This window comes from Buttiauxella noackiae (assembly GCF_000737905.1).
Classification (GTDB): domain Bacteria; phylum Pseudomonadota; class Gammaproteobacteria; order Enterobacterales; family Enterobacteriaceae; genus Buttiauxella; species Buttiauxella noackiae.
Genome location: NZ_JPRU01000001.1, coordinates 1,582,392 through 1,595,366, shown reverse-complemented (window position 1 = coordinate 1,595,366; position 12,975 = coordinate 1,582,392). Strand labels below are relative to the sequence as shown.

At 49.6% G+C, this 12,975-nt stretch carries 12 protein-coding genes; 2 read left to right on the top strand and 10 right to left on the bottom strand.

From position 1 onward, the window contains the following. The first annotated feature begins 32 nt into the window (after positions 1 to 32). Complete coding sequence (gene cobD, locus IX31_RS07335) at positions 33 to 1,127, top strand: threonine-phosphate decarboxylase CobD (protein WP_034456710.1); 1,095 nt, start codon at positions 33 to 35, stop codon at positions 1,125 to 1,127. Here the strand turns inward: cobD and nadD are convergent. Genes nadD through leuS form a run of 4 tightly spaced genes read right to left on the bottom strand, consistent with a single transcriptional unit; the run spans position 1,099 to position 5,993 of the window. Continuing rightward, positions 1,099 to 1,752 carry a nicotinate-nucleotide adenylyltransferase gene (gene nadD, locus IX31_RS07330; protein WP_081908632.1) on the bottom strand — a complete coding sequence of 218 codons (654 nt, stop codon included), beginning with the start codon at positions 1,750 to 1,752 and terminating at the stop codon, positions 1,099 to 1,101. The genes cobD and nadD overlap by 29 nt on opposite strands. After that, the gene (gene holA / locus IX31_RS07325) at positions 1,745 to 2,776 is read right to left on the bottom strand and encodes a DNA polymerase III subunit delta (protein WP_034456707.1); all 1,032 of its coding nucleotides are present in this window, start codon (positions 2,774 to 2,776) and stop codon (positions 1,745 to 1,747) included. Before holA ends, nadD begins: the two co-directional genes overlap by 8 nt. Next, on the bottom strand, positions 2,773 to 3,396 hold the full coding sequence (gene lptE / locus IX31_RS07320; protein WP_034456705.1) for an LPS assembly lipoprotein LptE: 624 nt from the start codon (positions 3,394 to 3,396) through the stop codon (positions 2,773 to 2,775). The genes holA and lptE overlap by 4 nt, the downstream gene beginning before the upstream one ends. A 14-nt stretch (positions 3,397 to 3,410) precedes the next feature. Further along, positions 3,411 to 5,993, bottom strand: a complete 2,583-nt coding sequence (gene leuS / locus IX31_RS07315) for a leucine--tRNA ligase (RefSeq protein ID WP_034456703.1) — start codon at positions 5,991 to 5,993, stop codon at positions 3,411 to 3,413. A gap of 253 nt (positions 5,994 to 6,246) precedes the next feature. On the opposite strand from leuS, the gene IX31_RS07310 reads away from it, so the two are divergent. Next, positions 6,247 to 6,729, top strand: coding sequence for a zinc ribbon-containing protein (locus IX31_RS07310; RefSeq protein ID WP_034456702.1), 483 nt, complete (start codon positions 6,247 to 6,249; stop codon positions 6,727 to 6,729). 57 nt (positions 6,730 to 6,786) lie between these two features. Here the strand turns inward: IX31_RS07310 and IX31_RS07305 are convergent, their stop codons facing one another. The 6 genes from IX31_RS07305 to corC form a co-directional block, all read right to left on the bottom strand. Further along, positions 6,787 to 7,512 carry an amino acid ABC transporter ATP-binding protein gene (locus IX31_RS07305; protein ID WP_034456700.1) on the bottom strand — a complete coding sequence of 242 codons (726 nt, stop codon included), beginning with the start codon at positions 7,510 to 7,512 and terminating at the stop codon, positions 6,787 to 6,789. Next, on the bottom strand, positions 7,512 to 8,186 hold the full coding sequence (gene gltK / locus IX31_RS07300; RefSeq protein ID WP_034456699.1) for a glutamate/aspartate ABC transporter permease GltK: 675 nt from the start codon (positions 8,184 to 8,186) through the stop codon (positions 7,512 to 7,514). Before gltK ends, IX31_RS07305 begins: the two co-directional genes overlap by 1 nt. After that, the gene (locus IX31_RS07295; protein ID WP_034456698.1) at positions 8,186 to 8,926 is read right to left on the bottom strand and encodes an amino acid ABC transporter permease; all 741 of its coding nucleotides are present in this window, start codon (positions 8,924 to 8,926) and stop codon (positions 8,186 to 8,188) included. The genes gltK and IX31_RS07295 overlap by 1 nt, the downstream gene beginning before the upstream one ends. Before the next feature lie 205 nt (positions 8,927 to 9,131). After that, positions 9,132 to 10,043 carry an amino acid ABC transporter substrate-binding protein gene (locus IX31_RS07290; RefSeq protein ID WP_034456697.1) on the bottom strand — a complete coding sequence of 304 codons (912 nt, stop codon included), beginning with the start codon at positions 10,041 to 10,043 and terminating at the stop codon, positions 9,132 to 9,134. Between the two features lie 413 nt (positions 10,044 to 10,456). Further along, the gene (lnt, locus tag IX31_RS07285; RefSeq protein ID WP_034456696.1) at positions 10,457 to 11,998 is read right to left on the bottom strand and encodes an apolipoprotein N-acyltransferase; all 1,542 of its coding nucleotides are present in this window, start codon (positions 11,996 to 11,998) and stop codon (positions 10,457 to 10,459) included. A 7-nt stretch (positions 11,999 to 12,005) separates the two neighbouring features. Further along, positions 12,006 to 12,884: a CNNM family magnesium/cobalt transport protein CorC gene (gene corC, locus IX31_RS07280; protein WP_034456695.1), complete on the bottom strand. Its 879-nt coding sequence runs from the start codon at positions 12,882 to 12,884 to the stop codon at positions 12,006 to 12,008. Positions 12,885 to 12,975: the final 91 nt, after the last annotated feature.

Genomic DNA, 12,975 nt, shown 5'->3' with positions numbered 1-12,975 from the left:
TCAAGTTCGAAGTCTGTTTTATTGGGGGATGTATGGCGTTCAGTAGCCAGCACGGCGGCAATATCATTGAAGCTGCAACTGTTATGGGGGTGGATGCAGGTTCACTTATCGATTTTAGTGCCAATATAAATCCATTGGGTATGCCCGATTCGTTGAAGCGCGCCATTACTGAAAACCTGGTTCTTGCTGAACGTTATCCTGACGTTGAGTATCGCGCGCTGCACCAGGCTTTGGCAGAACATCATCAAGTTCCCCTGGAGTGGGTATTGGCAGGTAATGGCGAAACGGAGCTGATATTTAATCTGGTGCAGCAACTCTTGCCACGTAAGGCGTTGTTATTGACGCCGGGTTTTGCCGAATATCGTCGCGCGCTAACGCGCATTAATTGCGAAATAATTGATTTCCATCTTAGTGAAGAACAAAGCTGGCAACCTGATGAATCACTACTGCAGGTATTAACGCCTGATTTGGATTGCTTGTTTTTATGTACACCAAATAACCCGACCGGTTTGATGCCTGATAAATCTTTGCTGTTGGCCATTGCGCAGCGTTGTCAGGAAAACCATATCGATTTAATTATTGATGAAGCCTTCCTCGATTTTTTACCCGATGAGCCAGGCCTGATTCCGCACTTAGCAAAGTTCTCTCGACTTTATGTGCTGCGCTCACTCACCAAATTTTTTGCTATTGCCGGTCTACGACTTGGCTATATGGTGAGTGCCGATACAGATGTGGTTGGACGTATTCGAACACAAAGAGAACCCTGGACTATTAATGCGTTTGCTGCCCTGGCAGGAGAGGTGATTCTCAATGACAGGGATTATATTGAGGCGAGTTATCGTTGGCTAAGCACCGAGCAACCTCGCTTGTTTAAAGGTCTTAGTAAACAGTCGGGAATTACAGTATGGCCCCCACGGGCGAACTATATTTTTCTACGTTGTGAAATTGAAGGGTTAGATCTGCAACGACGGTTGCTGGAAAAGAATATTTTAATTCGTCACTGTGCAAATTATCCGGGACTAGATTCGCGCTATTACCGAGTGGCGATTAAAAGCCCAGTCGACAACGACAAACTACTGGCTGCTATGCAGTGCATTCTTAGCAATACAGATGGTGCTGGCGAATAAACTCAGTTACTGCCGGGGGGAGCAGATCATCGCAAGGCAGATGTTGTTCTAATCGCCGGCGGATAGCCGTTGCCGAAATGTCGTACATCGGTGTTTGTGCGAGGTAAATTTTACCGGCTGGCTGGTTATGAAGCTCTTCTACCGAAGTGATTTGATGCGCATCAAGCCATTGTTGCTCTTCTGGTGTATTCATCGATAGAGAATATCCGGGACGTTGGCAAACCAGCAGGTGGCACAACGTCAGCAATGTTTCCCAACGGTACCAGCGTTGCAGGCTAAGCAATGAGTCCTGCCCCACAATAAACGCCAATGGTTGTTCAGCTCCAATCTCCGAGCGTAATTGTTCGAGAGTTTCAACGGTGTACGAGGGTGTTTCACGTTGCAGTTCGCGGTCATCCAGCTTAAATAGCGCATTCCCGGTAATGGCAAGTTCGACCATGGTTTTGCGTTGCTCGCTGTTCGCAAGTGGCTGCGCACGGTGGGGCGGAACGTTATTCGGCATGATAGTGACTTGGTGCAGCGCTACCTGCTTTGCCAGCGTTTCGACCGGTTTTAAATGCCCGTAATGGATGGGATCGAATGTCCCACCATACAGAGCAGTTAGCCTCGACGCAGTCTTATCCATCAATGAAAATTTCCGGTAGGGCTTTATGGCACAGCAACAAAGAAAGCCCTTCAAGCTCGGCCCAGACCGACTGGCCGTAATCTTTTTTCAGCGTCATTTCGATTTGGCTAAGCAAACGCACTGCCTGATAAAGCTGTTCGGCAGATAGGCGATTGAGTGCTTCAGTCACCAGAGCGCGACGATTTTGCCATACGCGTTGTTGATCAAATAACGTGCGCAGTGGTGTGTTAGCCGACTGGCGTTTGAGATTAACCAGTTGTAGCAGTTCGCGTTGGATAGTGCGCAGCAAAATCACAGGTTCACTGGCTTCCAACCGGAGCTGTTGCAGAATATGCAATGCGCGCTTACTTTTCCCTGCCAGAATCGCATCGACCCAATGGAATGGAGTGAAGTGTGCTGCATCGTTTACCGCTTGCTCAACCCGAGGCAAGGTCAGCGTACCATCAGGCCAAATTAGCGAAAGACGTTCCAGCGCTTGCGACAGTGCCAGCAGATTTCCTTCGTAGCAATAACACAGCAATTGGTTGGCAGCATCATCAAGTGTGAGATTCATCTGTTTAGCGCGTTGTGCAACCCAGCGAGGCAATTGAGCCTGTTCCGGGGTTTGACACGTCACCATAACGCAACGTTCGGCCAGTTTACTCAGCCACGCTGCATTTTCTTGAGCTTTGGTGAATTTGTTACCGCGTACCAGCAGAAGAATGTCGTCATGCAGCAGAGACACCAGAGTTTCTAGTTGTGCATTGATTGCAGCGTTTGCACCATTTTCTGGTAACAACAACAGAAGTGTCTGGCGACTGGCGAACAGGCTTAAAGCCTGGCAAATCGAGAACAGATCTTGCCAGTCGGTACTGACATCAATCTGAACGGTATGGTGTTCTTCGAAACCCTGGGCGCCAGCCATCTGGCGAATGGCATCCTGGCTTTCCTGGAGTAGTAGCGGATCGTTACCAAGTAGCAGATACGCCGCGCGCAGCCCTTCATTGAGCTGCGCGCGAAGTTGTTCAGGGTACAACCGAATCATTGGCTACCAGATGTGGCCGAAAGCGTGGTCGACGTGCGGCCTGCTGGCGTTGCTGGCGTAGAAGTTGAGCTAGTGCCTGTAACAGGCGTCTGCGCTGCTTCGGTTTCAGCGACATCAGCAACATGCACGGTCATCAGCTTACGAATAAGCTGTTGAGCTGCAGTGGTATACATCTCTTTGATCAATAAATCTTGCTCGGCATCTTTTTGCAGTGCAGCGAGTGGGTTATCAAAGAATGACTTATACACTCTGGCGTTAATCGGATAAATGTCATGACCCGGAATCAGCACTTGAGCTGAAACTGTCATAACCATTTGATACTCCGCTGTGCGACCATCCTGGAAGACAGATGCAGTATCTTTTCCGAGTGAGCTGCCTAGCAAGCGCAGAGACGGAATATCCTTGCGAACACCTGTTCCGGTATCGCTGACAATCGTAACGCCGTTAAGGCGCAACTGAGAGCGTACTTCACGCGCTAGTGGGCCGTTAGGATCACCAGAGTTGAAGATCAAGGTTTTCATTTGATCCGGAACCTGCGTGCTGCCACGCAGGTGAAAACCACACCCGGCGGTGACAAGCACCGCCAAAGTAACTAACAAGCTGATAAAGGGATGTCGCACGGTTCCTCCTGCGCTTAGCCCACAACCAAATTGAGCAGTTTACCCGGAACGTAAATCACTTTACGTACGGTCACACCCTCAAGATATTTCGCAACCAGATGTTCCTGACCTGCGCGTTCCTGCACCTGTTCTTGCGTTGCATCCGCTGGAACAGTGATTTTGCCGCGAACTTTACCGTTAACCTGCACAACAACCAGCAGCGAGTCTTCGACCATCGCTTTTTCATCTGCCTGTGGCCATGGTGCGTTATCGATATCGCCTTCACCACCCAGAGATTGCCACATATCGAAGCAAACATGCGGGGTGAAAGGATAAAGCATACGAACTACAGCAATCAGCGCTTCGTTCAGCAGAGCACGGTCTTGCTCGCCGTCCTGCGGTGCTTTCGCCAGTTTGTTCATCAATTCCATGATGGCAGCGATTGCGGTGTTAAAGGTCTGACGACGACCAATATCATCGGTCACTTTCGCGATAGTTTTATGAACATCACGGCGCAATGCTTTTTGATCTTCACTCAGTGCAGCAACATCTAATGCAGGTGCTGCGCCACGGCTGGTGTGCTCGTAAGCCAGTCTCCAGACACGTTTCAGGAAGCGGTTAGCCCCTTCAACGCCAGATTCCTGCCATTCCAGCGTCATATCCGCAGGAGATGCAAACATCATAAACAGGCGAACAGTATCTGCGCCGTAGCGTTCAACCATCACTTGTGGGTCGATGCCGTTGTTTTTCGACTTCGACATTTTGCTCATGCCAGCATAGACCAGTTCATGGCCTTGTGCGTCAGAGGCTTTGATAATACGGCCTTTCTCATCGCGCTCAACAATCGCATCCACCGGAGAAACCCAGTTACGCTCACCGTTAACGCCGGTGTAATAGAACGCGTCAGCCAGAACCATACCCTGACACAGCAGCTGTTTGGCAGGCTCGTTAGAGGTCACCATGCCTGCATCACGCATCAGTTTGTGGAAGAAGCGGAAGTAGAGCAGATGCATGATGGCGTGTTCAATACCACCGATGTAGATATCAACCGGCAGCCAGTAGTTAGCCGCTTTGGAATCCAGCATGCCTTTATCGTACTGCGGGCAGGTATAACGCGCGTAGTACCAGGATGACTCCATAAAGGTATCAAAGGTATCGGTTTCACGCAGCGCAGGTTTGCCATCAATAGTGGTTTTTGCCCACTCAGGATCGGCTTTGATTGGGCTGGTGATACCGTCCATTACCACATCTTCTGGCAAGATAACCGGCAGCTGATCGGCAGGCGTTGGCATAACGGTGCCGTCTTCCAGAGTCACCATTGGAATTGGTGCGCCCCAGTAACGCTGACGGGAAACACCCCAGTCGCGCAGACGATAGTTAACTTTACGTTCACCAACACCTTTGGCAGCCAGTTTGTCGGCAATAGCGTTAAAGCCGTTCTGGAAGTCCAGACCGTCGAATTCACCTGAATTGAACAGCACGCCTTTTTCGGTCATTGCTGAAGCCGTCAGTTCTGGTTCACTACCATCGGCATTCAGAATGACCGGTTTGATTTGCAGACCATATTTAGTCGCAAACTCCCAGTCGCGTTGGTCGTGGCCTGGAACGGCCATTACTGCACCGGTGCCGTATTCCATCAGTACGAAGTTTGCCACCCATACTGGAACAGATTCGCCAGTCAGTGGGTGAATAGCGTTAACGCCAGTCGCAACACCTTTTTTCTCCATGGTTGCCATTTCTGCTTCAGCAACTTTGGTGTTACGGCACTCTTCGACGAATTCAGCTAGCGCAGGGTTGTTCAACGCTGCTTGTTGCGCGATTGGGTGACCCGCTGCAACGGCCAGATAGGTCACACCCATAAAGGTGTCCGGGCGCGTGGTGTAAACAGTCAGCTTTTCAGCGCTGTTTTCCACATCGAAAGTAATTTCAACACCTTCAGAGCGGCCAATCCAGTTACGCTGCATGGTTTTGACCTGCTCAGGCCAATGGTCCAGCGTATCCAGGTCGTTTAATAACTCGTCAGCATAAGCGGTGATTTTGATAAACCACTGTGGAATCTCTTTACGCTCAACTTTGGAGTCACAACGCCAGCAGCAACCGTCGATAACCTGTTCGTTCGCAAGAACTGTCTGGTCATTCGGGCACCAGTTAACAGCGGAGGTTTTTTTATAAACCAGCCCTTTGTTATACAGCTGGGTAAAGAACTGCTGTTCCCAACGGTAGTATTCCGGGGTACAGGTCGCCAGCTCGCGGCTCCAGTCATAACCAAAGCCCAGCGTTTTGAGTTGGTTCTTCATATAGTTGATGTTGTCGTAAGTCCATGGCGCTGGGGCGGTGTTATTTTTTACCGCAGCCCCTTCAGCTGGCAGACCGAACGCATCCCAGCCGATTGGCTGCAGAACGTTTTTGCCAAGCATGCGCTGATAACGTGCGATAACGTCACCGATGGTGTAGTTACGAACGTGGCCCATGTGTAGTCGGCCAGAAGGATAGGGGAGCATCGAGAGGCAGTAGTACTTCTCTTTGCCTTCGTCTTCGGTTACTTCAAAAGTACGCTTCTCTTGCCAGTGAAGCTGTACGTTGGATTCTATCTCTTCCGGGCGATATTGCTCTTGCATGGCAGCCAATGGTCCTGTGATGAAAAACAGCTACAGGTTAGGTTTCAATCCTAACGTGTGATTTGATCCGCATAGCATAGCCGATAAGAGTGCGGCAAAACAGCCTTTCAAGGGTCGTGATCACCATTTCTCATTTGCAGTTATTTACGTTGCTTGTGGGCAAACTAACAAAGCGATAGCCGATTAAGGTCTACTATTATAGTCAGTTACATGACACTGAACGCATGAAACTCTTCAAGGAGGCAGGTAGACGATGAACAAGGTTGCTCAATTTTACCGTGAACTGGTGGCCTCACTCACCGAACGGTTACGTAATGGAGAGCGCGATATTGACGAACTGGTCGCCAGCGCGCGTAGACGCATGAACGAAACCGGGGAACTTACTCGTACCGAAGTCGATGAAGTGACACGTGCAGTCCGTCGTGATTTAGAAGAGTTTGCACGTAGCTACAATGAAAGCCAGGGGGAGTTTACCGACAGCGTTTTCATGCGCGTGATTAAAGAGAGTCTTTGGCAGGAACTGGCTGATATTACCGACAAAACGCAACTCGAGTGGCGTGAAGTTTTCCAGGATCTCAATCATCACGGCGTTTATCATAGTGGTGAAGTGGTGGGGCTTGGGAATCTTGTCTGTGAGAATTGTCATTTCCACCTGGCGATTTACACCCCAGATGTGCTGCCAGTTTGCCCAAAATGTGGGCATAACCAGTTTAGCCGTCGGCCGTTTGAACCTTAAAAAAATTGAGCCTTCATTTCTGAAGGCTCTTTAGATTTTTAGTGCTGGCAGTGTCGATTAATGCAGGATTTTCGCCAGGAAGTCTTTTGCGCGCTCGGACTGCGGGTTGTTGAAGAAATCCTCTTTATTCGAGTCTTCGACTATTTTCCCTTCATCCATAAAGATCACGCGGTTTGCCACTTTGCGGGCAAAGCCCATCTCGTGCGTTACCACCATCATGGTCATCCCTTCGTGTGCCAGCTCAACCATAACGTCCAGCACTTCGTTGATCATTTCCGGATCCAGAGCTGATGTCGGTTCATCGAACAGCATTGCCACTGGGTCCATACATAGCGCACGGGCAATTGCTACACGTTGCTGCTGGCCGCCGGAAAGCTGAGCGGGGAACTTATCCGCATGCGCCGTTAGCCCTACGCGCTCAAGCAGTTTCAGCCCCTTTTTACGCGACTCTTCTTTGTTGCGTTTGAGCACTTTTACTTGCGCAAGCGTCAGGTTTTCGATGATCGACAGGTGCGGGAAAAGCTCAAAGTGCTGGAAGACCATTCCGACATGCGAGCGCAATTCTGCAAGGTTAGTTTTCTTGCTGTTGACCTGGGTGCCGTTAACAACGATTTCGCCTTTTTGCACCGGCTCCAGGCCGTTTACAGTTTTGATAAGCGTTGATTTACCCGAACCAGACGGTCCGCAAACCACCACTACTTCGCCTTTTTTCACTTCGGTTGAGCAGTCGGTTAGCACCTGAAAGTGGCCATACCATTTAGAAACATTTTTCAGGGAGATCATTACACTGTCCTTTTCTTCAAGTAGCTGACCAAAAGCGAAGCGCTCAAACTGATTGCGAAATAAACGGCACCGGCAAACAGGATCATCTCAACCTGGGTTCCATCTCGCTCGCCAATAGTGGAAGCGGTGCGGAAGAAGTCAGCCAGGCTCAAGACATATACCAGGGATGTATCCTGGAACAATACGATGCCTTGCGTTAATAGCAGCGGCACCATGGCACGGAAAGCCTGCGGCAGAATAATTAACTTCATTGACTGCCAGTGCGTCATCCCCAGTGCAAGGGCTGCATTTGACTGCCCGCGGGAGATACTCTGGATACCGGCACGAATAATCTCGGAATAGTAGGCTGCTTCAAACATAGAAAACGCCACCATGGCAGAGATGAGGCGAATGTCAGTTTGTGGAGAAAGGCCCAGCACTTTTTGCAGAATTCCTGGCACAACCAGATAAAACCACAGCAGCACCATAACCAGCGGGATAGAGCGGAATACGTTGACGTAGGCGCTGGCAAACCAGGCAATAGGTTTAATCGGTGACAGACGCATCACCGCCAATAATGTCCCCCACACAATACCGAAGATAACCGCCGTAACGGTGATTTTCAGGGTGATGATCAACCCCTGCATCAGGTAAGGCATAGCGGGGAGAATAGAACTCCAGTCAAATTCGTACATTATTTGCCTCCCATATTGCCAGGCAGGCGAATTTTGCGTTCAACAACATACATCACCAGCATAATCACGGCGTTGATAAGCACGTATGCCAGAGTGATAGCGGTGAAAGATTCGTAGGCGTGGGCGGAGTAGTCCAGCAATTTACCTGCTTGGGCGGCCATATCGACCAGGCCGATGGTTGATGCAATAGCCGAGTTTTTCACCAGGTTCATCATTTCTGATGTCATTGGCGGCACGATAACGCGATAGGCGTTTGGCAGTAGCACATAGCGGTAGGCTTGCGGAAGTGTTAAACCCATCGCCAGGGCGGCATTTTTCTGCCCGCGTGGCAGGGACTGAATCGCGGCACGAACCTGCTCACACACACGAGCGGCGGTAAACAGGCCAAGGCAAATCATTGATGACAAGAAGAATTGTACATTCGGGTCAAGCTCAGATTTAAACCACATACCGAGATTTTCGGGCAGTAATTCCGGCACCACTAAATACCAGGTAAAGAACTGCACGATAAGCGGGACGTTACGGAACAATTCGACATACAGCGTGCCAAGGCTCGACAGCCATTTATTGGGAACGGTACGCAAGATGCCGAATAGAGAGCCGACGAGAAAAGCGATTATCCATGCACAGATGGATAGGGCGACGGTGACCTGGAAGCCATTCCAAATCCAGCCCAAATAGGTGGTGTTGCCGAACGGGGCGGGCTGTAGAAATATTCCCCAGTTCCAGTCTATAGACATAACATACTCCGAGAAAAAAGTGAGGGTAGCGAGCTGCGCTACCCTCGAAGATTGATGAGAAGCTTGTACCCCGGTTTCAGATCTATGCCTGAGATTTTCGGGGTACTTTCACGCCGGATGGGGAACGGCCATCCGACGCATAGTCTGTCCGAGCTTCAGTTCGTCAATCGAGAGGACTGGGTCATCCCGGCCCCTGTGGTTCTAATTAGTTCAGTGCTTTATCGTTTGGCGTTTTGAACAATGCTTTCATGTCGTCAGACAGGGCAAAGTTCATATTGATGTTTTTCGGTGGAATTGGATTCATAAACCATTTGTCGAACCACTTAGCCGCTTCACCAGAGGTTTGAGCCTGAGCGATAGTGTCATCCATCAGTTTTTTAAACTCGGTGTCGTCTTTACGCAGCATACAGCCATATGCTTCGTGGGATTGCGGTGTGCCGACGATTTCCCAGTTATCTTGTTTCTTGGCTTTGGCTCGTTCACCTGCAAGCAACGCATCATCCATCATAAAGGCAACGGCACGACCACTTTCCAGCGTACGGAAGGAGTCACCATGGTCTTTGGCGCTGATAATGCGCATATCCATTTTCTTCTCTTCATTGAGCTTGTTGAGCAGAACTTCAGAAGTGGTCCCTGAAGTGACAACAACAGCTTTGCCTTTCAGGTCTGCGAAGTCTTTAATCTCGCCACCTTTTTTCACCAGCAAACGGGTACCGACTACGAAGATGGTGTCGGAGAACGATGCTTGTTTCTGGCGTTCCAGGTTGTTGGTGGTTGAGCCACACTCAAAATCGAAGGTGCCGTTTTGCAGCAATGGAATACGGTTTTGTGAAGTAATCGGGATCAACTTAACGTGCAAGTCAGGTTTGTTGAGTTTTTTCTTCACGGCTTCAACGATAGCGTTGGAGTAATCCTGAGAATAACCCACGACTTTTTGCTGGTTATCATAGTAAGAGAAAGGAACAGAAGACTCACGGTGACCGACCACAATGACGCCGTTTGCGGCGATCTTATCAAGAGTACTTTGTTGAGCTGCAGGTTTAGCATCTTCGGCGTGTGCTATTCCAGCGCCTAAACCCATAACCAGCAAAGCTGAGGCTAGTTTACGTAATTGCATTACCAACTCCTTTATCTTAATGCCATGAGGCATTGATACCCGTTGTGAGTGTTTTACCTGTCATCCTTCGAGCTGCAGGGGCTGAATGCTGGCAGGTATATTTTTGTTGTTGTGTGTTACTGAATAAGCTTAATTCTTTGTCTTTTTGTTAACACTTAACCTAGCTTGATGTAAAGATTTTGCTACCCAGATGTTTATTTTTGCGAAGCGTGCCGCACCGTTTAGAGGCAAAAATCTTTCGTTGCACTGCTTTGGTGCTCGTTATGTCATCGTTTGGTGCAACTCAATGCTTCATGCTGCTCACAGGGTAGTGATTCAGCATTTTGTGTCTTTCTAGTGAGTAATATTTTGCAAAGGTTGTGCCAGAAATGAAAATGGCCAGCATGAGCTGGCCATTTTTCGATAATGCAGAATCAGGATTTGCGGCGTGTGCGCAGTGCCAAAAGAACAGAGACGAATCCAAAGATGAGTGTTGCAACCCAAAGTGGCCAGTCGCCAAAGCGAGCATAAGGTGTGATACCGCGCGTTGGCGTCACTTTTGCTTCCAGAACTTCGCGAGTAAATTGCGGGATCATTGCGTCGATATCACCGTTAGCATTAATCACGGCGGTAATACCGTTGTTCGTGCTGCGCAGAAGCGGACGACCCAGCTCCAACGAGCGCATACGCGCCATCTGGAAATGTTGCCATGGGCCAATCGACTTACCGAACCATGCATCATTTGAAATGGTCAGCAGGAAATCGGTATCAGGGCGGAAGTTATCACGCACCTGTTCGCCAAGGATAATTTCGTAGCAAATCGCAGGTGTCAGTTTAATACCATTGGATTCCAACTGCGGCTGTAAATATGGCCCGCGACTGAATGATGACATTGGCAAATCAAAGAATGGGGCCAGTGGGCGCAGAATCGATTCCAGCGGCACAAACTCGCCAAACGGCACCAGATGGTTTTTGTTGTAACGATCGGCGCTGTTATAGCTGTACTGGTTGCCTTCACCCAGTGTAATGATGGTGTTGTATGTGTCGTAGCGGTTCTGCTTATTCAAACGGGCGTCGACAATACCGGTAATCAATGAGCTGTGCTTAGACCGCAGCAGGTCGTCCATCATCGTCAGGAATTGCTGCTGATTAATCTCAAGATCAGGGATTGCTGATTCAGGCCAGATAATTAGCTGAGATTTCCCCATCTGCGGCTGTGTTTTATCGAGGTAGATCTTCAGCGTATTAAGCAGTTGGTTTTCATCCCATTTCAGAGATTGCGGGATATCTCCCTGAACCATTGCCACATCAATGGTGCGTTCAGGCTGCGGCTGATACCACTGAATGAAACGCAGTGGCCACGGCAGTAACAGCAATGCAGCGGCAATCACAGCAGGACGCCAGTTGCGTTCATGCAGTGCAAATACCAACAGGCCACTGATAATCATCAGCAGGAACGTCACGCTTTCGACGCCCAGAATCGGAGCGATACCTTTCAGCGGCCCATCAATCTGGCTATAACCAAATTGCAGCCACGGGAAGCCAGTTAATACCCAGCCACGCAGGAATTCGGTAAGTTGCCACAGCATGGGCGCGGCGATAGCCACACGCCACCATGTAGTTTTCGGGCAAAGCTTGCTGAGAAAACCACCAAACAAGCCGGTATACAACGACAAGTAAGCCGCAAGCAGTACCACCAGGAAGACATTAACCGGGCCTGGCATTCCGCCAAATTGCGCGATACTGACATAAACCCAGTTAATACCAGAGCCAAATAGCCCCAGCCCCCAGAAGAAACCAATCCACGCGCTTTGAATAGCGCGTCGATTAAGTGTCAGCCCCTGAAGCCCTGCCAGAGAAACAATCGCGGCAGGCCAAAAATCGTAAGGGGAGAAAGCCAGCGTTCCGCAGGCACCAAAAAGCAGCGCCAGCAGCAGACGCACGCGCTGGCGTTGAAGGAGTAGGGCTATAGACATCGTTGAATTATTCTTCCAGTTTCGGTTGCGGCGAGTCGTCCGGAATTCTGACATGAACCTGAATAACACGGCGACTATCTGCCATCGCGACTTTGAACTGATAACCATCAATTTCGATGGTTTCGCCACGTGCAGGTAAGTGGCCAAAGGCCTGCATCACCAATCCACCAATGGTATCCACTTCATCATCATTGAAGTGGGTGGCAAAGGTGTCGTTAAAATCTTCGATTGAGGCCAGAGCGCGAACCGTCCAGGTGTGACGGCTTAACTGACGGAAATCACCGTCTTCTTCATCGTCATACTCATCTTCAATTTCCCCAACAATGAGTTCGAGAATATCTTCAATGGTGACAAGTCCGGAGACACCGCCAAACTCATCAATCACTATCGCCATGTGGTAGCGCTGCTGACGAAACTCTTTGAGCATGCGGTCAACACGCTTACTTTCCGGCACAACAACTGCCTGACGTAACACTTTTTCCATGCTAAATGGCTCAGTATCGCTGCGCATAAACGGCAGCAGATCTTTAGCCATCAGAATCCCTTCGATATGATCTTTGTCTTCACTGATCACCGGGAAGCGGGAGTGTGCGGATTCGATGATGACATCGAGGCATTCGTCCAGCGTCTGGTTGTGTTTGAGCGTTACCATTTGAGAGCGAGGGATCATAATGTCGCGGACGCGTTGGTCGGCGATATCCATCACGCCTTCAAGCATGTCGCGAGTATCCTGATCGATCAGATCATTTTGCTCAGAATCACGGATGAGTGTCAGCAGATCGTCACGGTTTTTAGGCTCACCGTGGAATAGCTGGTTGAGAATCAGGGAAAAGAATCCCTTCTTACTGGCAGGTGTGTCACTGTTTTGGGAATTGTCGTCGCTCATGGCGTTAGGTTTTATTACCTCATGTTCGTTACTGATAAACAGGCAGCTTGATGGTGCGCTGCCTGTCTGTATATGCTTCGCAGAGTAACCC

Excerpts from the sequence above, each read along its gene's own strand:
- cobD (WP_034456710.1), top strand. The coding sequence starts at position 33 with ATGGCGTTCAGTAGCCAGCACGGCGGCAATATCATTGAAGCTGCAACT.
- nadD (WP_081908632.1), bottom strand. The coding sequence starts at position 1,752 with ATGGATAAGACTGCGTCGAGGCTAACTGCTCTGTATGGTGGGACATTC.
- holA (WP_034456707.1), bottom strand. The coding sequence starts at position 2,776 with ATGATTCGGTTGTACCCTGAACAACTTCGCGCGCAGCTCAATGAAGGG.
- leuS (WP_034456703.1), bottom strand. The coding sequence starts at position 5,993 with ATGCAAGAGCAATATCGCCCGGAAGAGATAGAATCCAACGTACAGCTT.
- IX31_RS07310 (WP_034456702.1), top strand. The coding sequence starts at position 6,247 with ATGAACAAGGTTGCTCAATTTTACCGTGAACTGGTGGCCTCACTCACC.
- IX31_RS07305 (WP_034456700.1), bottom strand. The coding sequence starts at position 7,512 with ATGATCTCCCTGAAAAATGTTTCTAAATGGTATGGCCACTTTCAGGTG.
- gltK (WP_034456699.1), bottom strand. The coding sequence starts at position 8,186 with ATGTACGAATTTGACTGGAGTTCTATTCTCCCCGCTATGCCTTACCTG.
- IX31_RS07295 (WP_034456698.1), bottom strand. The coding sequence starts at position 8,926 with ATGTCTATAGACTGGAACTGGGGAATATTTCTACAGCCCGCCCCGTTC.
- IX31_RS07290 (WP_034456697.1), bottom strand. The coding sequence starts at position 10,043 with ATGCAATTACGTAAACTAGCCTCAGCTTTGCTGGTTATGGGTTTAGGC.
- lnt (WP_034456696.1), bottom strand. The coding sequence starts at position 11,998 with ATGTCTATAGCCCTACTCCTTCAACGCCAGCGCGTGCGTCTGCTGCTG.
- corC (WP_034456695.1), bottom strand. The coding sequence starts at position 12,884 with ATGAGCGACGACAATTCCCAAAACAGTGACACACCTGCCAGTAAGAAG.